General features: G+C 71.1%; 18 protein-coding genes. 7 read left to right on the top strand and 11 right to left on the bottom strand.

Translation table 11 applies throughout. The annotated features are described in order from the left end of the window. Window positions 1–30: 30 nt before the first annotated feature. The 11 genes from AC07RV_RS27295 to AC07RV_RS27245 form a co-directional block, all read right to left on the bottom strand. Window positions 31–954, bottom strand: a complete 924-nt coding sequence (locus AC07RV_RS27295; protein WP_057592790.1) for an ABC transporter permease — start codon at window positions 952–954, stop codon at window positions 31–33. Next, entirely contained in the window at window positions 951–2,027 is a 1,077-nt protein-coding gene (locus AC07RV_RS27290; protein ID WP_203203767.1) for an ABC transporter permease, read from the bottom strand. Before AC07RV_RS27290 ends, AC07RV_RS27295 begins: the two co-directional genes overlap by 4 nt. Window positions 2,028–2,052: 25 nt before the next feature. Continuing rightward, window positions 2,053–3,171, bottom strand: coding sequence for a BMP family ABC transporter substrate-binding protein (locus AC07RV_RS27285; RefSeq protein ID WP_093344041.1), 1,119 nt, complete (start codon window positions 3,169–3,171; stop codon window positions 2,053–2,055). A 45-nt stretch (window positions 3,172–3,216) separates the two neighbouring features. Continuing rightward, a complete protein-coding gene (gene hpxZ, locus AC07RV_RS27280) occupies window positions 3,217–3,603 on the bottom strand; it encodes an oxalurate catabolism protein HpxZ (protein WP_296774624.1) in 387 nt (128 codons plus the stop codon). A 22-nt stretch (window positions 3,604–3,625) separates the two neighbouring features. After that, on the bottom strand, window positions 3,626–5,053 hold the full coding sequence (locus tag AC07RV_RS27275) for an AtzE family amidohydrolase (RefSeq protein ID WP_296774623.1): 1,428 nt from the start codon (window positions 5,051–5,053) through the stop codon (window positions 3,626–3,628). Then, window positions 5,050–5,265, bottom strand: coding sequence for a DUF4089 domain-containing protein (locus AC07RV_RS27270; protein ID WP_203203763.1), 216 nt, complete (start codon window positions 5,263–5,265; stop codon window positions 5,050–5,052). Before AC07RV_RS27270 ends, AC07RV_RS27275 begins: the two co-directional genes overlap by 4 nt. Before the next feature lie 26 nt (window positions 5,266–5,291). Further along, window positions 5,292–6,125 carry an ABC transporter ATP-binding protein gene (locus AC07RV_RS27265; protein WP_203203762.1) on the bottom strand — a complete coding sequence of 278 codons (834 nt, stop codon included), beginning with the start codon at window positions 6,123–6,125 and terminating at the stop codon, window positions 5,292–5,294. Beyond that, on the bottom strand, window positions 6,122–6,952 hold the full coding sequence (locus AC07RV_RS27260; RefSeq protein ID WP_093344033.1) for an ABC transporter permease: 831 nt from the start codon (window positions 6,950–6,952) through the stop codon (window positions 6,122–6,124). The genes AC07RV_RS27265 and AC07RV_RS27260 overlap by 4 nt, the downstream gene beginning before the upstream one ends. Before the next feature lie 4 nt (window positions 6,953–6,956). Then, entirely contained in the window at window positions 6,957–7,958 is a 1,002-nt protein-coding gene (locus AC07RV_RS27255; protein ID WP_057592782.1) for an ABC transporter substrate-binding protein, read from the bottom strand. A 38-nt stretch (window positions 7,959–7,996) separates the two neighbouring features. Then, the gene (gene atzF / locus AC07RV_RS27250; RefSeq protein WP_296774620.1) at window positions 7,997–9,718 is read right to left on the bottom strand and encodes an allophanate hydrolase; all 1,722 of its coding nucleotides are present in this window, start codon (window positions 9,716–9,718) and stop codon (window positions 7,997–7,999) included. A gap of 235 nt (window positions 9,719–9,953) precedes the next feature. Beyond that, entirely contained in the window at window positions 9,954–10,808 is an 855-nt protein-coding gene (locus AC07RV_RS27245) for a M48 family metallopeptidase (RefSeq protein WP_296774618.1), read from the bottom strand. Between the two features lie 89 nt (window positions 10,809–10,897). Between AC07RV_RS27245 and AC07RV_RS27240 the strand changes: the two genes are divergently transcribed. From AC07RV_RS27240 to AC07RV_RS27210, 7 genes are all read left to right on the top strand, one after another. Next, window positions 10,898–12,277, top strand: coding sequence for an AmpG family muropeptide MFS transporter (locus AC07RV_RS27240; protein ID WP_296774616.1), 1,380 nt, complete (start codon window positions 10,898–10,900; stop codon window positions 12,275–12,277). 127 nt (window positions 12,278–12,404) lie between these two features. Next, the gene (locus AC07RV_RS27235; protein WP_296774614.1) at window positions 12,405–13,610 is read left to right on the top strand and encodes a beta-ketoacyl-[acyl-carrier-protein] synthase family protein; all 1,206 of its coding nucleotides are present in this window, start codon (window positions 12,405–12,407) and stop codon (window positions 13,608–13,610) included. Beyond that, on the top strand, window positions 13,607–14,428 hold the full coding sequence (locus AC07RV_RS27230; RefSeq protein ID WP_296774613.1) for a beta-ketoacyl synthase chain length factor: 822 nt from the start codon (window positions 13,607–13,609) through the stop codon (window positions 14,426–14,428). The genes AC07RV_RS27235 and AC07RV_RS27230 overlap by 4 nt, the downstream gene beginning before the upstream one ends. A gap of 13 nt (window positions 14,429–14,441) precedes the next feature. Further along, the gene (locus tag AC07RV_RS27225) at window positions 14,442–16,091 is read left to right on the top strand and encodes an NAD(P)/FAD-dependent oxidoreductase (protein ID WP_296774611.1); all 1,650 of its coding nucleotides are present in this window, start codon (window positions 14,442–14,444) and stop codon (window positions 16,089–16,091) included. 66 nt (window positions 16,092–16,157) lie between these two features. Then, a complete protein-coding gene (locus AC07RV_RS27220) occupies window positions 16,158–16,880 on the top strand; it encodes a response regulator (protein ID WP_093344026.1) in 723 nt (240 codons plus the stop codon). A gap of 85 nt (window positions 16,881–16,965) precedes the next feature. Beyond that, complete coding sequence (locus tag AC07RV_RS27215) at window positions 16,966–18,150, top strand: ATP-binding protein (protein WP_296774609.1); 1,185 nt, start codon at window positions 16,966–16,968, stop codon at window positions 18,148–18,150. An 80-nt stretch (window positions 18,151–18,230) separates the two neighbouring features. Further along, window positions 18,231–19,502 (top strand): O-antigen ligase family protein, encoded by a 1,272-nt coding sequence (locus AC07RV_RS27210; RefSeq protein ID WP_296774607.1) that lies wholly within the window; start codon window positions 18,231–18,233, stop codon window positions 19,500–19,502. Window positions 19,503–19,540 lie beyond the last annotated feature (38 nt).

Below are 19,540 nucleotides of genomic sequence, written 5' to 3'. Positions count from 1 at the left end.
GTGTGATGGGTTCTGTGGTCATGTCGAAGCTCAGTTCCTGGTGGCCGACAGCTCGCCGGGGCTGCCCGCGGCCGCGCTGCCGGGACGGCAGGTCAGCACCAGGATCGCCAGCGTGAGCACGTAGGGCACGGTGTTGAAGAGGTGGTAGCCCCAGCCGATGCCGATCGACTGCAGCGCGGGACCGATGGCGCCCGCGCCACCGAAGAGGAAGGCCGCGCCCACGCAGCGCAGCGGGCTCCAGCGCGCGAAGATCACCAGCGCCACCGCGATCAGGCCCTGCCCGCTCGAGATGCCCTCGTTCCAGCTGCCCGGATAGAACAGCGTGAGCGAAGCGCCGCCGAGCCCCGCGATGAAGCCGCCCGCGGTGGTGGCCGCGATGCGCAGGCCCGACACCGAATAGCCGAGCGCGCGCGTGGCCTGCGCCGAATCGCCGGCCATGCGCACCAAGAGGCCGATGCGCGTGCGCGCGAAGCCCCACCACAGCAGCAGCGCGAGCGCCAGGCCCACCGGCACCAGCGCATTGAGCTGCAGCGCCGAGCGCACCACCGGGTTGTCGCTCCAGAAGCCCAGCGGGATCGCGGGAATCTGCGGCGCCTGCGGCTGGATCAGCGGCTTGCCGAGGTAGAACGCCAAGCCGGTACCCAGCAGCATCAGCGCGATGCCGGTGGCCACGTCGTTGACGCGGTCGAGCGAACACAACAGGCCGTGCAGCAGCGCGAGCGCCGCGCCCGCCGTGGCACCGATCAGCACGCCGAGCCAGGCCGAGTCTGTGAGGTAGGCACCGCCGAAGGCCGCCATGGCCGACAGCACCAGCACGCCCTCGAGGCCGAGGTTGATGCGGCCCGATTTCTCGGTGAGGCATTCGCCCAGGCTCACGAACAGGAAGGGCGCGCCCACGCGCAGCGCGCCGCCGACGATGCCGGCCACGAGCGCGATCCATTGGTCAGCGGTCATGCAACGGAACTCCTGTCGTAGCTCTTGGCCTCGGGCAGCATGCGGTCGCCGAACTTCTTCCAGTTGACCGTGCGCAGTCCCTCGCTCGCGAGGATCAGCACGAAGGCGATGCCCTGCAGCACCAGCACCGAGGCATCGGGCAGGCCGACGCGCCGCTGCAGCAGGCTGCCCGCGGCGCCGAAGCCGCCGAACAGGATCGCCACCGGCACGATGGCCGCGGGGTTGTGGCGCGCGATGAAGGAAACCAGGATGCCCGCGTAGCCGTAGCCCGCGATCAGCGAGGCGTTGGCGTTGGTGTGCACCGCCGCCACCTCGATCGCGCCGGCCACGCCCGCGCAGGCGCCGCCGAGGCCGCAGGCACCGAGGATCAGCCGCGTGGCCGGCAGCCCCACGAGCTGCGCGGTGCGCGGGTTGCCGCCCACCACGCGCACCGAGAAGCCCGAGGGCGTGGCGCGCAGCCAGGCCGCGAGGCCCAGGCAGGCGACGATGCCGACCACCAGGCCCCAGTGCACGTCGGAGCCGCCGATGCCGCCGATCAGCAGCCCGTCGGGCAAGGTGTGGGTCGAGGGCTTGTTGAGGCTCGCGGGATCGCGCAGCGGCCCTTCGACCAGATGCTTGAAGATGCCGATCGCGATGTAGGCCAGCAGCAGGCTGCTGATGGTCTCGTTGATGCCGCGGTACTGGCGCAGCCAGCCCGCGAGCATGATCCACAGCGCGCCGACCGCCGCGCCCGCGATGCACAGCAGCGTGATGCCGATCACGCCCGAGGGCAGCGGCAGCGCATGCGCGAGCGCCGCGCAGGCCAGGCCGCCGAACACCAGCGCGCCCTCGCCGCCGATCACGATCAGCCCGGCGCGCGCGGGCAACGCCACGCACAGGGCCGTGAGCATCAGCGGCGCCGCGCGCTGCAGCGTGTTCTGCCACGAGAACCAGTCGCCGAAGGCGCCCTTGAACAGCGTGGTCCAGACCTCTACCGGATCGACGCCCGCGAAGGCGACGACCAGGCCGAAGACCAGCAGCGCCGCCGCGATGGCGAAGACCGGGAGGGCGAATTCCTTGAGCGCGTTGCGCATGGCGATGCGATGGACGGCGCTGCGCTCAAACGGAGCCGAGCACGCCTTCGACCAGGTAGTTCATCTTCTCGAGCTCGAGGTCGGTCTGCTTGAGCACCTTGCCCGCGGGCACCACCACCGCGCCCTTGTTGTCCTTGATGCCGTCCTTGAAGATGTCGAAGGTGCCCGCGATCATCTTCGCCTTGATGTCGTCGGCCTGCTTCTTCGCGGCGTCCGGCACCATGGGGCCATAGGCCGACATCTTCACGTAGCCTTCCTTCAGGCCGCCGCGCAGGAAGTTGGGATGCGGCTTGCCGGTCTGCGCGGCCTCGATCGCGGTCTTGTAGGCGGTGAGCCAGTTCCACTCGGCGCCCGTGAGGTAGGCGTTCGGCGCGAGCTTGGCCTGGCTCGCGTGGTAGCCGCAGACCATCTTGCCGCGCTTGGCGGCCGTCTCGACCACCACCTTGGGGCCGTCCACGTGCATGGTGAACACGTCGCAGCCCTGGTCGGCCAGGCTGTTGGTGGCCTCGGCCTCCTTCACGGCCATCGACCAGTCGCCGGTGAAGATCACGCTGCAGGTGATGTTCGGCTTGACCGAGCGCGCACCCAGCGTGAAGGCGTTGATGTTGCGCAGCACCTGCGGGATCGGCTTGGCCGCGACGAAGGCGATCTTGTTGCTCTTCGTCATGTGGGCGGCGATCACGCCGTTGAGGAACTGGCACTCGTCGATGTAGCCGAAGAAGCTGCCGACGTTCTTCGGATGCTTGCCCTCGGTCCAGAGGCCGCCGCAGTGCGAGAAGCGCACGTCGGGGTTCTTGGGCGCCACGGCCAGGATGTGCGGATCGAAGTAGCCGAAGGAGGTCGGGAACAGCAGCTTGGCGCCGTCCTGCGCGATCATGCCCGACATGGTCTTCTGCACGGCCGCAGTCTCGGGCACGTTCTCCTCTTCCACCAGCTTGATGCCGGGCAGCTTCTTGATCTCGGCGGCGGCCTGCGCGTGTGCCTGGTTGTAGCCGTAGTCGTCGCGCGCGCCGACGTAGATCACGCCGACGGTGAGCGGCTTGGCCTGCGCGCGAGCGAAAGGGCTCAGCGCACCGAGGGTGCCGGCCGCGCCGAGGGCGGCCAGGGTCTTGAGGGAATCGCGGCGATTGGGTTGGCTCGTCATGCTGTGCTTTCGGGAGGGTGGAGGTGGGGGTGCAAGAAATGGGCCTCAGGCGCCGAGCAGGCTCACGTGCGCGGCGACCACGCGCCAGCCTTCGGCCGTGCGCATCCAGGTCTGGCTCTGGCGGCCGGTGCGTTCGCTGCCTTCGCGGCGGAACTCGCAGTTGGCGGTCGCGAAGTCGCGGCCGTAGGTGGTGATGGCGACGCGCAGCAGCTCGCGCGCGAGCCCCTGCGCGGGGCGCGAAGCGCGGAAGGCCTGGATCGCTTCGTAGCCGTAGAGGTTCTCGGTCGCGCCGTAGCGCAGCGTGGTCGGGCTGGCCCAGAACAGTTCGTCGAGCACCTCGACCTCGTTGTTCACCAGCGCGTGCTCGTAGCGCGCGAACACGGCCTCGACTTCGGCGAGCACGTCGGGCAGGTTGATCTCGGGAGTGGTCATGAAGCGGGGTGTCCGTCGGTCGTCAAAGGGTGGCCACGGGCGCGCGCGCCACGCCCGCGTCCTCGAGCGCCGCGGCCACGCGCAGCGCGAGGTCTTCGCGCCAGGGCGCGGCGATCAGCTGCACGCCGATCGGCAGCCGCGCATGCGCGCCCCACACCGGCACGCTGCACACCGGCAGGCCGATGCACGAGATCGGCTGCGTGAGCAGCCCCATGTTGGGCCGCACCGGCAGGCTCTGGCCGTTGATCTCGAAGCGCTCGGCGCCCACCGGCGTGGCGGCGCTCGGCGTGGCGGGCGCGAGCAGCACGTCGAAGCGGCCGAACACGCGCGCCACCGCCTCGGCATAGGCGCGGCGCACGCGCTGGGCACGCGCGATCCAGGCGGCGGGCAGCAGCGCGCCCGCGAGGAAGCGGTCGCGCGACAGCGGCTCGAAGTCGTGCGCGCGGCGGCGCAGGTCGTCGAGGTGCAGCGCCGCGCCTTCGGCGTTGGTGATCAGGAAGGCAACCGCGCGGCCGGCCTCGACCAGCGGCAGCTCGACGCTGGCGTGCGCGGCCAGCGCATCGGCCACGCGGTCGACCGCGGCGGTGGCCTCGGTGCCCGCATTGGCGCGGAAGTAGCCGCCGAGCACGCCGATGCGCAAACCCCGCGTGCCGCGCACCAGCAGCGGCGCCACCGGTTCGACCGCGCGCTGCGTGCAGCCGGGGTCGCGCCGCCCGGCGGGGTCCTCCGGGCCCTGCATCGCGTCGTAAGCCAGCGCGAGGTCGCGCGCCGAGCGCGCGAAGGGCCCGAGGTGGTCGAGGCTCGAGACGAAGGGATAGCTGCCGCTGCGCGGCAGCCGGCCGAAGGTGGGCTTGAGGCCGAACACGCCGCACAGCGAGGCCGGCACGCGGATCGAGCCGTTGGTGTCCGAGCCCAGCGTGAGCGCGACCTGCCCCGCGGCCACGGCCGCGCCCGAGCCGCCCGAGGAGCCGCCCGCGATGCACGAGAGGTCGTGCGGATTGCGCGTCGGGCCCTCGTGGCTGTTCTCGGTGGTGAAGCCGTAGGCGTACTCGTCCATGTTGAGCGCGCCGACCAGCACCGCGCCCGCGCGCTCGAGCCGGCGCACCAGCAGCGCGTCGGCATTCGCGGGCGCGGCCTCGCGTTCGATCTTCGAGCCGGCCAGGGTGGCGATGCCCGCGATGTCGAACAGGTTCTTGACCGCGAAGGGCACGCCGAGCAGCGGCAGTTCGCGCGTGCGCTCGGCCGTGGCCGAGGCCAGCGAGGCATCGACCTGCGCGGCGCGGCGCAGCGCGCGTTCGCGCAGCACGGCGGTGAAGGCGTTGACGCGACCGTCGGTGGCCTCGATGCGCGCGAGGCTGGCTTCGGCCAGCGCGCTGGCGCTGACCTCGCCGCGGCGCACCGCCTCGGCCATGGCGCTCGCGTCCCTGGCGATCAGGCTGGCGGCGTTCATCGGCCGGCCTCCGAAGGCGAAGCCGGTGCCACGGGCACGAACTGCACCGCGGCCTCGTCGTGCACCGACAGCGGCACCGCCTCGACGGTGGCCGCGAAGCCGGCCGCGAGCGCGAAGTAGCGCAGCACGCCCTCGCGGTGGGCGGGCGAGAGCGGGAGGCCGAGCGCGGCCGCGGCCGCGTCGACGTGGCGTTCGATCTGTTCGGGGGTCATGGCGTCGTCTCCTTGTCGACAGCGCTTCAACGGCGCACTTCGCGCTGGAAGATGTCGAGGCTGAGCTTCTTCATCGCGACGAAGCTCTCGGTGCTCAGGGTCTCGACCGTGCGCGGGCGCGCATCGCCGTAGCGCAGGATCTCGGCCACCTTGGTCGGGCGCTTGGTCAGCAGCAGCACCTCGTCGGCCAGGTACACGGCTTCCTCGAGGTCGTGCGAGACCAGCAGCATGGTGGTGCCGGTCTGCATGAACACCTCCTGCAGCTTCTCGCGGATGAACAAGGTCATCTCGAAGTCGAGCGCCGAGAAGGGCTCGTCGAGGAACAGCACCTCGGGGTTCGGCGCGAGCGCGCGCATGATCGACGCGGTCTGCTGCTGGCCGCCCGAGAGCTCGTAGGGGAAGCGCTTGAGGTCGAACTTGACGTCGAAGGAAGCGACCAGCTCCTCCATGCGGCGATCGACCTCGGCCTTGCTGCGGCCTTCGAGCTTCAGTGGATAGGCGATGTTGTCGATGGTGCGCATCCACGGGAACATCGCCTCGCGGTAGTTCTGGAACACGTAGCCGATCTTGGTGTCCTTGCGCTGTTTCCCGTCGAACAGGATCTCGCCGCTGTCGATGGGAATCAGCCCCGCGATCATGTTGATCAGCGTGGACTTGCCGCAGCCGTTGGGACCGAACACCGAGACGATGCGGTGCTTGGGGATGTCGAGGTCGAAGTTCTCGTACAGCGGCCAGCCCGCGAAGTACTTGGTGAGGCCGCGGATCGTGATGTGGGTGCCGGCCGGGCCGGGCTTGAACACCGGCTTGGGCACGTCGGCATACACCGGGCCGTTGACGACGATGTCGGGCGTGGCTTTCATCGGCCGCTCCAGTGAACGATGCGGCGCTCGGCCACGAGGAAGAGGATGTTGAGCACGTAGCCCAGCGCGCCGGCCGCGAGGATGGCCGCATACATGCTCTTGACGTTGAGCACCTGCTGCGCGTCGATGATGCGGTGGCCCAGGCCGTTGTCGGAGCCGATGAACATCTCGGCCACGATCACGATCACCAGCGCCATCGAGACCGCCGAGCGCAGGCCCACGAAGCTGGGCTGCAGGCTCTCCCACACCAGCACGTCCTTGAAGATCTGCCAGCGCGAGGCGCCCATCACGCGCGCCGCCATCACGCGCTGCTTGCGCGCGTTGATGACACCGTAGGCGCTGTTGAACACCACGATCAGCAGCGCGCCGAAGGCCGCGATCGCCACCTTGTTGATGTCGGACACGCCGAAGATCAGCAGGAACAGCGGGATCAGCGCCGACGAGGGCGTAGAGCGGAAGAAGTCGATCAGGAACTCGACGCTGCGGTAGGCGCGTTCGTTGCTGCCCAGCAGCACTCCCAGCGGCATGCCGACGACGGCGGCGATCGCGAAGGCCTGCACGGTGCGCCACACGGTGACGGCGAAGTCGAGCAGCAGCGGCCCCCCGGCCAGGCCGGTGATGAGCGCGGCCACGGTGTCGGCCGGCGAGGGCAGCAGGATCGGCTTGATGAAGCCGAGCCGCACCACCAGGTCCCAGACAATGAACAGGACGACCGGCCCGATGGCCGGCAGCCAGCGCTCCCAGGCGGGCGCCTTCGGTGCCGCGGAGGCGGCGGCGTTGCCCGCGGGCGGCGCCCACGGGGAGGCGGTGGTGCTGCTGTCGGCCATGGCGTCAGGCCTTGTAGAGCAGGCCGTCCACCAGGACCTTCTTCTCGAAGATCCCCTTCTCGGTGAACAGGTCGTAGAACTTCTGGAAGTAGGCGACGTCGCTGGGCTTGAACTCGTTGTAGAGCATGTACGAGGCCAGCGGCACCTCGGCCGTGAGCTTGCCCTCGATGGCGGTGTAGCCCTTCATGTACTGGCGCGCCTCGTCGGGCTGGCTGCGCACCAGTTCCACGCCGCGCGCATAGGCGGCGATGTACTTCTTGGCCGCGTCGGGGTTCTTCTTGAGGAACTCGGTCGTGAGGCTGGCGGCACCGCCGTGCCAGGGCGCCATCGGGTCGCCGAGGATGTAGCGCGCGACCACGCCGGCCTCGAGCACGCGCGTGGTGCCGTTCATGCGGCCCACGGTACCGGTGGGCTCGAGCGTGTAGCAGGCATCGACCTGCCCCGCCACCAGCGCCGCCACGTGCTGGCCGATCGGCAGTTCGCTGACCGACACGCCCTTGGCGCCCGCGCGCTCGAGCATGGTCTTGCACAGCGTGACGTTCTGGATGCCCGGGCCCGAGGCCACCTTCTTGCCCGAGAGCTCGGCCATGGCCTTGATCGGGCTGTCCTTGGCGACGATGAACTCGTCGAGCACGAACTTCGCATTGCTCGGGTTGGTGCAGAAGATCTTGAACAGGCCCGGCTGCGCGATCTCGCCGATCGCGAGGTTGGCCGAGCCGGTGCCGTTGGCGCTGCCGTCGCAGCGGCCCGCGAGCATGGCTTCCATCACCTGCTGCGCGCCCGCGAACTTCTGCGGCTCCACATCGAGCCCCGCCTCCTTGAAGAAGCCGCGCTCGACCGCCGCGAAGAAGGGCAGGCCCGCGGCCACCGGCCAGAAGCCGACGCGGATCTTCGGCGCCGCCTGGGCGCGCACGATCGCCGGCGCGGCGAGCACCGCGAGGCCGGCGGCGCCGGCCTGCAGCAACTGTCGGCGCGAGGCGGTGGAAGGGAGGTCGGAGATGGACATGGAAGACTCCTCGGTCGGGGTTCGAAGACAACAGGGATTCAGGCGGCGCGGCTCGCGAGGTAGGCGCGCCAGCCGCCATGGCGCGTGACCTCTTCGGCGCCGGCCAGCGCATGGCCCTCGCAGATGAAGCCGTGCACCCAGCGGCCGTCGGCCAGCTCGACGCTGCCCAGGCCCAGCGGCGCGGGGATCAGCGCGAGGAAGCCGCCGACCTCGGCCAGCGGCATGTCCCACACCTCGAGCGCGATCGCGGCGCCGCCCTCGGCGCTGCGCTGCAGGCCGGGCTTGGGCGGCACGGTGCCGGGCAGTGCGTACAAGCGGTAGCGCGGCGCGGTCTGGATCGCTTCGCGCAGCACGGCGCCGCGCTCGGTGAGCTGGCCGTTGAGCGGCATGCCGCTGAGGTGCGCGCCGACCACCGCGATCGGCAGCGTCGCGGCCGGCACTGGTGCGAGGCCACGGATCGGCCGCGGCGCTGGCAGCGGCTCGCCGGTCGCGCCCTGCGCGAGGCCGGTGGCGTGGTGGTAGCGCTGGCCCAGCTCGGCCAGCGCGAGGTCGCTGCCGCAGCGGCCGATCAGCGTGATGCCGAAGGGCAGGCCGTCGGACCGCAGGCTGCTGGGCACCGAGAGCGCGGCGTAGTCGAGCAGGTTGACGAAGTTGGTGTAGGCGCCGAGGTTGCGATTGAGCGCCACCGGGTCGGCGCGCATCGCGTCGCGCGTGTAGTGCGTGGGCGCGGTGGGCACCAGCAGCACGTCGATGTCGCGCCACATCGGCTCGGCCTGCTGCGCGAGCGCGCGCAGCCGGGTCTGGGCCTCGAACACGTCGGCGGCGTTGTAGCCGCGGCCCTGCGCGAGGATGCCGCGCACCGGCTCGACGACCTCGGTCTCGTGGCGGTCGAAGAAGGCGCGCACCGCGGCATAGCGCTCGGCCACCAGCGCGCTGTCATAGAGCAGCGCGGCGGCTTCGGCCAGCGGCGCGAAGGGCACGGCGACGGCCGTGCCGCCCAGCGCCTCGAGGCGCCCGCGCGCATCGGCGAAGGCGGCCTCGGCGAGCGTGTCGCCGAAGAAGGCGAGGCGATCGGGCACGCCGAAGCGGAAGGCGGCGGGGAAGGGCCTGGCATCGAGCGCGATGTCGCGCGAATAGGGATCGCGCGCATCGAAGCCGAGCGCGGCCTGCAGCACCTCGGCCGCGAGCGCGACGGTGCGCGCGAAGATCGAGACGCAGTCGACGCTCTGCGCGGCCGGCACCACGCCGGTGGTGCTCAGCAGCCCGCGCGAGGGCTTGAGGCCGACGATGTTGTTGAGGCCCGCGGGCACGCGGCCCGAGCCGGCCGTGTCGGTGCCGAGCGCGAAGTCGGCCTCGCCGGTGGCGACCACGCGGGCCGAGCCCGAGCTCGAGCCGCCGGACACGTAGCGTGCATCGAAGGCATTGCCGACCTCGCCATAGGGCGAGCGCGTGCCGTTGAGGCCGCAGGCGAACTGGTCGAGGTTGGTCTTGCCGAGCAGCGATGCACCGGCGTCGAGCAGCCGCTGCACCACGGCCGCATGGGCGGCCGGCAGGCGGTCGAAGGCCGGGCAGGCGGCGGTGGTGGGCACGCCGGCGACGTCGATGTTGTCCTTGACGGCGAAGCGCAGGCCCGCGAGCGGGGCGGGGGCGGCGGTGGAAGCGGGCGTGGCGTCCCGCGCGTCGTCGTTCTCGCGCGTCAGCGGCTGCGCGAAACGCAGGATCCACGCCGCGGCGGCCGGGTCTTTCTCGTCATGCACCATGATCAGGCATCCAAACTTGTGTACAAGTCGAGATGCAAGCGGCGTGCCAGCGCGCGCGGGCCGCTGCCGACGCGCCTATGGCATCAGCCGCTCAAGTATTTATGTATGGCTCCCTCCCCCGCTGGGGGAGGGTTGGGGTGGGGGCGCCGAGCCTTGCAACAGCGCTGACCGTGTCCACCGCCCGGTGCCCCCATCCCGGCCTTCCCCCAGAGGGGGAAGGAGGAAGACAGGGCGCTCAGCTCTTTTTCGCGTCCCGGTACAGGTTCTCTACCTTCGGCAGATTCGCCTGCAGCTTCGCGATCCGGTCCGGCCCGCTCGGGTGGGTGGAGAGAAAGCTCAGCCCGCCCTGGTTCTTCGAGGCCGTGGCCATCTTGTTCCACAGCGACACCGAGGCCTTCGGGTCGTAGCCGGCGCGCGCCGCGAGTTCCAGGCCGACGAGGTCGGCCTCGGTCTCGTCGCCGCGGCTGAACTTGAGCGTGAGCAACTGGGTGCCCGCGCGCGCGGCAAGGTCGCCGACCTGCCCCAGCCCGAGCAGCTGCGCACCGATCGAGAGCGCGGCGCCGGTGCCCGCGCTCTTGGCCATGCGGGCGCGCGCATGCTCGCGCAGCGCATGGGCCATCTCGTGGCCCATCACCATCGCGACCTCGTCGTCGGTGAGCTTGAGCTGGTCGAGGATGCCGGTGAAGAAGGCAATCTTGCCGCCCGGCAGGCAGAAGGCGTTGATCTGCTTGCTGCCGATCAGGTTGACCTCCCACTTCCATTGCCGCGCGCGGCTGTTCCAGGGCGTGGCGAACGGGATCAGCCGGTTGGCGATGGCGCGCAGCCGCTGCAGCTGCGGATTGCCGTCGCCCGCGAGCGCGTTCTTGGCGCGCGCCTGCTCCAGCAACTCGCCGTACTGCTGGCCGCCCGCGGCCTCGATGCGGTCGGCCGGCACGAGGTTGCGCGCCACCGAGGCATTGCCGACGTCGACCTGCGCGAGCGCCGGCCCGCTCAATGCCGCGCCGGCCGCGGCCAGCAGGAAGGCGCGCCGCGGCTGCCAGGCCGAGGCATGGGAGGGAACCGGGGCAAAGCGATCGCAGCGTGTGCACATATGGGGCCGGATGATAGGAACAAATGAAGACGTCCTGGTGGATGCCCCGGCGGCCGGCAGGCGCGGCGCTCATGGACAATCGCTCCCACATGTCTTCCGTCCCGCCCGCCGAATCCACCGCCGCCGGTTCGCCGCCCTGGCGCGACGCCCTGAAGGTCTACCTCGAACCTGCCACCTTGCGCATGCTGGCGCTGGGCTTCTCGGCCGGGCTGCCGCTGCTGCTGGTGCTGGGCACGCTGAGCTTCCGGCTGCGCGAGGCCGGCATCGACCGCGCCACCATCGGCTACCTGAGCTGGGTCGGCCTGGCCTACGGCTTCAAATGGGTCTGGGCGCCGCTGGTCGACCGGCTGCCGCTGCCGCCGCTGACCACGCTGCTCGGACGCCGGCGCGGCTGGCTGCTGCTGGCGCAGGGGATGGTGATCGCGGGGCTGGTCGGCATGGCGGTCAACGATCCGCGCCAGGGGCTCATGCCGATGATCTGGTGCGCGCTGCTGGTGGCCTTCGGCTCGGCCACGCAGGACATCGCGCTCGACGCCTTCCGCATCGAGTCCGCCGAAACCCGCAAGCAGGCGGCGCTGGCCGCGGCCTACCAGACCGGCTATCGGCTCGCGATGATCTGGGCCGGGGCGGGGGTGCTGTGGGTGGCGGCCTGGGCCGAGGTCGCGCCGGTCGCGGCAGCGGCGGGCGCGGCGGCCGGTGCGGCCTACCAGAACGGCGCCTGGAAGACCGCCTACCTCGTGATGGCCGGCTCCATGTTCGTGGGCGTGCTCACGGTGCTGCTGTCGCCCGAGCCCGCAAAGCGCTCGCTGTCGGCGCCGCGCAATGCCGCCGAATGGCTGCGCGACGTGCTGGTCGAGCCCTTCGCCGACTTCATCCGCCGCTACAAGTGGCAGGCGGTGCTGATCCTGTCGCTGATCGCGATCTACCGCATCAGCGACGTGGTGATGGGCATCATGGCCAACCCCTTCTACGTCGACATGGGCTTCACCAAGGACGAGGTGGCCACGGTCAGCAAGATCTACGGCGTGGTCATGACGCTGGTGGGCGCCTTCGTCGGCGGCGTGCTGTCGATGCGCCTGGGCGTGATGCGGGTGCTGATGCTGGGCGCGGTGCTCAGCGCGGCGAGCAACCTGCTGTTCGCCTGGCTGGCCTCGCGCGGCCACGACCTGACGGCGCTGATCGCCGTGGTCTCGGCCGACAACCTCGCGGGCGGCATCGCCTCGGCGGCCTTCATCGCCTACCTCTCGAGCCTCACGAACATCAGCTACTCGGCCACGCAGTACGCGCTGTTCAGCTCGCTGATGCTGCTGCTGCCGAAGTTCATCGCCGGCTACTCGGGCGTGTTCGTCGACGCCTACGGCTACAGCACCTTCTTCTGCGCCACCGCCCTGCTCGGCGTGCCGGTGCTGGTGCTGGTGGCGCTGGCCTCGCGCACGTTGGCCGCGCGTGCGGACAGCGGGAAATCCTGACCCGGCCCCATAGGAAACCGCCGACACGGCCCCACCCCCGCAACTGGTAGGCTTTGCGCTGCTTTCCCCAGACCCGACCACAAGAACTACTCCTCCAACCGCGTCACCGCCCAGCCACGTCCACACCGTGCCCGCCCGCATTCCCCCCCTCCAGATCAGCGCCTACACGGCCACCTCGGCCGTCGGCGTCGGCAAGGAGCCGCTTGCCGAAGCGCTCGAGCATTCGCGCAGCGGCCTGCGCGCCAACGACTTCGGCCCCGCGCCGCTGCCGACCTGGATCGGCCGCGTCGACGGCCTCGAAGAGCTCCGCCTGCCCGAGGCCTTCGCGCGCTGGGACTGCCGCAACAACCGGCTGGCCTGGCTCGGCCTGCAGGCCGACGGCTTCCTCGAGGCGGTGGCCGCGGCGCGCCGGCGCCATGGCGCGGCGCGCATCGCGCTGATCCTCGGCACCTCGACCTCGAGCATCGGCGAGACCGAGCTGGCCTACACCCAGCTCGACGCCGACGGCCATTTCCCGCCCGCGCAGCGCCGCCCGGCGGTGCACACGCCGCATTCGCTCGCGATGTTCGTGCAGGAAGTGCTGGGCCTCGAGGGGCCGAGCGAGACCATCTCCACCGCCTGCTCGTCGAGCGCCAAGGTGTTCGCCTCGGCCGAGCGGCTGATCCGCCTGGGCCTGGTCGACGCGGCCGTGGTCGGCGGCGTCGACACGCTGTGCGGCAGCGTGCTGTTCGGCTTCAACTCGCTCGAGCTGGTGTCGGGCGGGCCCTGCCGGCCCTTCGATCCGGACCGCGACGGCATCAGCCTGGGCGAGGCCGCGGGCTTCGCGCTGCTCGAGCGCGCCGACGCGGCTTCCGCCACCGGATTGCAGCTGCTGGGCTACGGCGAGGCCAGCGACGCGCACCACATGTCGACACCGCATCCCGAGGGCCTGGGCGCCGAGCGCGCGCTCGACGAGGCACTGGCGCGCGCCGGCCTCGCGCCCGAGGCGATCGACTACATCAACATGCACGGCACCGCGAGCCAGAAGAACGACGAGGTCGAGGGCGCGCTGGTGGCACGGCGCTTCCCGGCGCGCACGCATGCGAGTTCGACCAAGGGCTTCACGGGCCACACGCTGGGCGCCGCGGGCATCGTCGAGGCGGTGATCAGCCTGCTGGCGATCGAGCGCGGCCTGATGCCGGGCACGGTCAATTCGGCCGCGCTGGACCCGGGCTTCGGCCCGCAGATCCGGCTCGCGCCGGCGCACGGCGAGGTGCGCTACGCGCTCTCCAATTCCTTCGGCTTCGGCGGCAACAACTGCGCGCTGGTGTTCGGCAAGGCGATGGGCGCATGAGCACCACACCGACGATCTACATCGAGGGGCCCGCCTTCTGGGCCCCCACCCTGCCCGGCTGGGAGGCTGCGCGCGCGGCCTTCCGCGGCGAGGGTGCGCTCACCGATCCGCCCGCGAAGCGCCCCGCGCCGCAGGTGCTGGCCCCGGCCGAGCGCCGCCGCGCGCCCGACACCGTGGCGCTGGCGCTCGAGGTGGCGGCCGCCGCCATCGCCGGCTCGGGCCGGCAGGCCGCCGACCTGCCCTGCGTGTTCGTCTCGGCGCACGGCGACCTGTCGATCAACGACTACATGTGCAGCACGCTCGCCACCGATCCGTCGGTGCTGTCGCCCACGCGCTTCCACAACTCGGTGCACAACGCCGCCGTGGGCTACTGGACCATCGGCACCGGCTGCATGGCCGCGAGCAATTCGATCTCGGCCTACGACAGCAGCTTCGGCGCTGCCCTGCTCGAAGCCGCGGCGCAGTGCGCGGCCGACCGCGAGGCGGTGCTGCTGGTGGGCTACGACGCGCCCGCCTCCGGCCCGCTGGCGGCCGTGACGGGCAGCCAGGGCCAGCTCGCGCTGGCGCTGGTGCTGGCGCCCGAGCCCACCGAACGCACGGTGGCGGCGCTCGACTGGTCGCTGGCTAGCGACGGCGCGGCCGGCACGGCGCCCACGTCCGAGGCGGCGAAAACGCTCGCGCAGGTCAACCCGATGGCACAGGCGCTCGGGCTGTTCGAGGCGCTGGCGCGGCTCGACGGCCGGACCGATGCGCCGGTGACGCTGCCGCTCTCCCCCACCCTCTCGCTGAGACTGCTGCTGCGGCCCGGCGGGCATTGACGGAAAACCCCGAATGAAGCCGACCGCCCCTCGTTACGACGCAGTGATCATGGGTGGCGGTCTGGCAGGGCTCACGCTCGCTCTGCAACTGCGCCAGCGCTTCGACGACCTCTCGGTGCTGGTGCTCGAGCGCCGCGCGCACCCGGTGCCGCATGCGGCGCACAAGGTGGGCGAATCGTCGGTCGAGATCGGCGCCCACTACTTCGACACCGTGCTGGGCCTGAAGCCGCACTTCGAGAACGCGCAGCTGCGCAAGTTCGGCTTCCGCTTCTTCTTCAGCGAGGGCCGGCGCGACATCGACGGCGTGACCGAGATCGGCGCCAGCCGCTACCTGTCGGTGCCCAGCTACCAGATCGACCGCGGCATCCTCGAGAACTACCTCGCGCAGGAGGCCGCGCGCCACGGCGTGCACTTCGCCGACGACGCCTTCGTGCGCCGCATCGAGCTGGCCGAGGACGGCGCCACCCACCACCGGCTGCAATGGACCCAGGGCGGCGAAACCCGCGAGACCGAAGCACGCTGGCTGATCGACGCCTGCGGGCGCGCCGGCCTGCTCAAGCGCAAGCTGGGGCTGGCGCAGCCCAACGACCACGACGTGAACGCCGTGTGGTTCCGCATCGGCGAGCGCATCACCATCGACCACTGGAGCGCCGACGAGGCCTGGCGCGCGCGCTGCGATCCGCAGGCGCGCTGGCTGTCGACCAACCACCTGGTGGGCGCGGGCTACTGGGTATGGCTGATCCCGCTGGCCTCGGGCTCGCACTCGGTGGGCATCGTGGCCGACCAGAAGCTGCATCCGCTGGCCACCATCGACAGCTTCGACAAGGCCATGGCCTGGTTCGCGACCTACCAGCCGCGGCTTTACGAGGCGCTCGACGGCAAGCGCCACCTGCTGCAGGACTTCGCGTTCCTGCGCCACTTCTCGTACGGCTGCAAGCAGGTGTTCTCGGACCGGCGCTGGGCGCTGACCGGCGAGGCCGGCCTGTTCCTCGATCCCTTCTATTCGCCGGGCAGCGACTTCATCGCCATCGGCAACACCTACATCACCGACCTGATCGCGCACGACCGGCGCGGCCGCTCGATCGAGGCGCGCGCGCAGCTCTACGACCAGATCTACCACTCGTTCTACGAGAGCACGCTGGCGCTCTACCAGGACCAGTACCCGCTGTTCGGCGATCCCGAGGTGCTGCCGGTGAAGGTGATCTGGGACTACGCCTACTACTGGGGCGTGCTGTCGCAGATCTTCTTCCAGGGCCGGCTCACCGACCTGGCGCTGCTGGGCAGCGTGCGCGACGAGCTGCAGCACTGCCAGCGCCTCAACCTCGCGGTGCAGGCGCTGCTGCGCGCCTGGTCGGGCGCGAGCGAGAAGCGCAACCGCGCGGCGATGCTCGACCAGGCCGCGATGCCGTGGTTCGCCGAGCTCAACCGCAGCCTCAACGACCGGCTCGACGACGCGGCCTTCAAGGCGCGCATCCGGGCCTCGACCGCGCAGCTGCGCCGGCTGGCCGGCGAGATCCTCGCGCGGGCGCGCGACTGCGACCCGGCGCTCGAGGCTTTAGCGCTCGAGGCCCTGCTCGCGCAGCCCGAATACCGCGGCGCGGAGCGGCTTTCGGCGGCCCCGCAGCACGACGGCGCTATGCTTTTCGCAGTGCCGGCCGGTTGACACCGCGGCACCAGGTTTACCCAACTTTACGGAGCGTTCAAGCCAGCTTGCTCCCGGTGGAACACCATGAAGCGCATGAGCACCCCCCAACTCCTGATGATCGAAGACGACCAGCGCCTGGCGCAGATGGTCGGCGAATACCTCACCCAGTCGGGCTTCGGCTTCAACCATGCCGGCGACGGCGCCAGCGGCCTCGAGCAGCTGCAGCAGCACGCGCCCGACCTCGTCATCCTCGACCTGATGCTGCCCGACACCGACGGCCTCGAGGTCTGCCGCCGCATCCGCGCGCTGCCGGGCGCGATCTCCAAGGTGTCGGTGCTGATGCTGACCGCCAAGGGCGACCCGATGGACCGCATCATCGGCCTGGAGATCGGCGCCGACGACTACCTGCCCAAGCCCTTCGAGCCGCGCGAGCTGCTGGCGCGCATCCGCGCCGTGCTGCGCCGCCGCGGCGAGAGCAGCACCGAGGCCGAGGCGGCGTCGATGATGCGTTTCGGCACGCTCGAGATCGACCGCAACGCGCGCACCGTCTCGGTGGCCGGCCAGGTGGCCGACCTCACCTCCTACCAGTTCGACCTGCTGGTCGCGATGGCCGAGCGCGCGGGCCGGGTGCTCACGCGCGACCAGATCATGGAAGCCGTGCGCGGCCGCGAGCTCGAGGCCTTCGACCGCTCGATCGACGTGCACATGGGCCGCATCCGCGCGGCGATCGAGGTCGACGCGAAGAATCCCAAGCGCATCCTCACGGTCCGCGGCGTGGGCTACGTGTTCGCCAAGCAGCAGGACTGAACGGCCGACGGGTGATTTCCGTCCCGCTCGTGGCACCTCTCCAGAAAAAGCGGCCGGCCCCGGCCGCCGCACTCCCCACCTCCCCATGATCAATCTGTACTCCCGCCACCTCTACGTGCGCATCTGGCTCGCGGTGGTCGGCGGCGTGGTGATCCTCACGCTGATGGCCAACTGGATCGTGCGCGTGGCGGCCGAGGCCGAGCGCGAACGGCTGGCGCCGGTGCCACGCGAGGTGGTGGTGCTCGACGCGCAGGACAAGCAGATCGGCGCCGGCAAGGCATTGCGCGTGCCGGGCCAGGGGCTGGAGTTCGACGTGACGCTCAGCGACGGCAAGGAGATCACGCTGCGCGTGGCGCCGCGCGAGCGCGCCACCGGCACCAGCGGCTTCGCGCCCTGGCGCACGCCCTTCGGCCTGGGCTGGATGATCGCGCTGGTCGGCGTGGCGGTGGCGCTCGGCGTCTATCCGATCGTGCGCCGGCTCACCAAGCGGCTCGAGACGCTGCAGCGCGGCGTGCAGCGCTGGGGCGAGGGCGATCTGTCGGTGCGCGTCACCGAGGAAGGGCAGGACGAAGTGGCCGATCTCTCCAAGCGCTTCAATGCATCGGCGGTGCGCATCGAACAGCTGGTGCGCTCGCACAAGTCGCTGCTGGCGAATGCCTCGCACGAGCTGCGCTCGCCGCTGACCCGCATCCGCATGAGCCTGGAGCTCATGGGCGACCAGCCGAGCCCCGCGGCGCGCGCCGAGATCTCGCGCAACATCGCCGAGCTCGACCAGTTGATCGACGAGATCCTGCTGGCCAGCCGGCTCGACGCCAGCGAGGCCGACATGGGCACCATCGAGGCGGTCGACCTGACCGGCCTGGCCGCCGAGGAATGCGCGCGCGTCGACGCCGAGCTCGACCTGGTGGCAGGCACCGACAACGCGGCGCTGACCGTGCCCGGCGTCTCGCGGCTGCTGCGCCGCGTGATCCGCAACCTGCTCGAGAACGCGCGCCGCTACGGCGCCGGCGAGATCTCGGTCGAGCTCGGCAGCGCCGACGGCCAGGCCACGGTGCGCGTGAACGACCGCGGCCCGGGCGTGCCGGCCGCGCTGCGCGAACGCATCTTCGAGCCCTTCTACCGGCTGCCGGGCGCGAGCGAGCGCAACGGCGGCGTCGGCCTCGGGCTGGCGCTGGTCAAGTCGATCACCGAGCGCCATGGCGGCACGGTGCGCTGCGAGGACCGGCCCGGCGGCGGCGCGAGCTTCGTGATCCGGCTGCCGCGCGGCTGAAGCACGGCGCGGCCAAGCCCCGCGCGCCCCGGGGTGAAGTCAGGTTGCGCCGGAATCCGGCCCCCTAGAATTCGCGCCCTATGCAGAGATCGCACATCGTCCGGCCCGCGGCCATGTTCTGGGGGCTCGCGGTGTACATGCCGGTCGGCGTCACCTACCTCTCGGCCCTGCTGCTGCTGGTCGCCCTGCTGGTCGCGGGCAGCGGCCGCGAACGCATCGCGCGGCTGCGCGCCAATCCGCTGTGGTGGCCGGTCGTGGCCTATGTGGCCTGGACCCTGATCGTGCTGGCCATCCGGCCGCACTACCCCGAGACCCCCTCGAACCTGGTGCACGGGCTGCGCATCGCGGCCACGCTGCTGATGGCGATGGCGCTGGCGCGCGACGAGGCCATGTGGGCGCTGCGCGGCTTCCTGCTGATCTCGGCGCTCAACCTGCTGCTGGTGGTGGTGTTCTACGCGGTCGGCGGCTTCCACATCTGGGCGCCGCTGCGCGGCGTGGTGATGGAGGTCGGCAACAAGTCGATCAGCAATGCGCTGCTGTTCAGCGTGGTGGCATCCACGGCGGCGGTCTGGGGCCTGTCGCAGATCGCGGCGCACCGGCCGCTGCGCGCGCTGCCGGCCTTCGCGCTGGTGCTGCTGCTGATGGCGGTGGTGGCGCTGCCGCTGACCTCGCGCACCTCGGTACTGGCGCTGCTGCTGGTGCTGCCGCTGGTGTGCATCCACCAGTGGCGCAGCCACCTGAAGGCGCTGTCGGCGGCGCTGATCGTGGGCGCCGTGGTGCTCGGTGCGGGCCTCTACCAGTTGCCGCAGCTGCAGCAGAAGGTCGAGGTCGGCATCCAGGAGATCGAGAAGGCGCAGGCCGGCGAGATCTTCCACGGCAGCATGGTCATCCGCTACTTCATGTACCGCGACACCGGCCGCATGATCGCCGACCGGCCGCTCACCGGCTGGGGCATCGGCGGCTGGACCGAGCAGTGGCACCAGCGCGGCCCCGCGCTGTTCGCCGACTCGAACATGCCGCACAACGACTTCCTCTGGATGGGCGCGCAGGGCGGCCTGCCGGGCCTCTTGAGCCTGCTCGCGATCATGGTCGCGGCCGTCTGGCAGGCCTGGAAGCGGCCCGACATCGCGGGCCGCTACGCGCTGGCCGCGACCCTGATCGCGCTGATCGCCTCCTGCGTGAACTCGGCGCTGCGCGACGCCCAGATCGGGCTGGCGCTGCTGTGGATCGCGATGGTCTACCTGCGGCTGGCGCAGGAGCGGCAGGACCCCGAGCCCTGGCGCGACCTCTGGCCGGGCCGGCGGATCGGCAGCGAATCCGAAGCCTCGAAGCGCGCGGCGGCACCGGGCTGACTCCGGAATCTCGTACTAGACGACTGGTCTAATCGGCG

The organism is Variovorax sp. GW821-FHT09B01 (assembly GCF_059418345.1).
Note: the sequence above shows the minus strand (reverse complement) of the source record. Positions and strands in the feature narration are given on the sequence as shown.

Coding starts and splice junctions, on each gene's coding strand:
- AC07RV_RS27285 (WP_093344041.1), bottom strand. CDS start 3,171: ATGACGAGCCAACCCAATCGCCGCGATTCCCTCAAGACCCTGGCCGCC.
- AC07RV_RS27220 (WP_093344026.1), top strand. CDS start 16,158: ATGAAGCGCATGAGCACCCCCCAACTCCTGATGATCGAAGACGACCAG.
- AC07RV_RS27265 (WP_203203762.1), bottom strand. CDS start 6,125: ATGAAAGCCACGCCCGACATCGTCGTCAACGGCCCGGTGTATGCCGAC.
- AC07RV_RS27225 (WP_296774611.1), top strand. CDS start 14,442: ATGAAGCCGACCGCCCCTCGTTACGACGCAGTGATCATGGGTGGCGGT.
- AC07RV_RS27290 (WP_203203767.1), bottom strand. CDS start 2,027: ATGCGCAACGCGCTCAAGGAATTCGCCCTCCCGGTCTTCGCCATCGCG.
- AC07RV_RS27295 (WP_057592790.1), bottom strand. CDS start 954: ATGACCGCTGACCAATGGATCGCGCTCGTGGCCGGCATCGTCGGCGGC.
- AC07RV_RS27240 (WP_296774616.1), top strand. CDS start 10,898: ATGTCTTCCGTCCCGCCCGCCGAATCCACCGCCGCCGGTTCGCCGCCC.
- atzF (WP_296774620.1), bottom strand. CDS start 9,718: ATGGTGCATGACGAGAAAGACCCGGCCGCCGCGGCGTGGATCCTGCGT.
- AC07RV_RS27245 (WP_296774618.1), bottom strand. CDS start 10,808: ATGTGCACACGCTGCGATCGCTTTGCCCCGGTTCCCTCCCATGCCTCG.
- AC07RV_RS27260 (WP_093344033.1), bottom strand. CDS start 6,952: ATGGCCGACAGCAGCACCACCGCCTCCCCGTGGGCGCCGCCCGCGGGC.
- hpxZ (WP_296774624.1), bottom strand. CDS start 3,603: ATGACCACTCCCGAGATCAACCTGCCCGACGTGCTCGCCGAAGTCGAG.
- AC07RV_RS27210 (WP_296774607.1), top strand. CDS start 18,231: ATGCAGAGATCGCACATCGTCCGGCCCGCGGCCATGTTCTGGGGGCTC.
- AC07RV_RS27275 (WP_296774623.1), bottom strand. CDS start 5,053: ATGAACGCCGCCAGCCTGATCGCCAGGGACGCGAGCGCCATGGCCGAG.
- AC07RV_RS27270 (WP_203203763.1), bottom strand. CDS start 5,265: ATGACCCCCGAACAGATCGAACGCCACGTCGACGCGGCCGCGGCCGCG.
- AC07RV_RS27255 (WP_057592782.1), bottom strand. CDS start 7,958: ATGTCCATCTCCGACCTCCCTTCCACCGCCTCGCGCCGACAGTTGCTG.
- AC07RV_RS27215 (WP_296774609.1), top strand. CDS start 16,966: ATGATCAATCTGTACTCCCGCCACCTCTACGTGCGCATCTGGCTCGCG.
- AC07RV_RS27230 (WP_296774613.1), top strand. CDS start 13,607: ATGAGCACCACACCGACGATCTACATCGAGGGGCCCGCCTTCTGGGCC.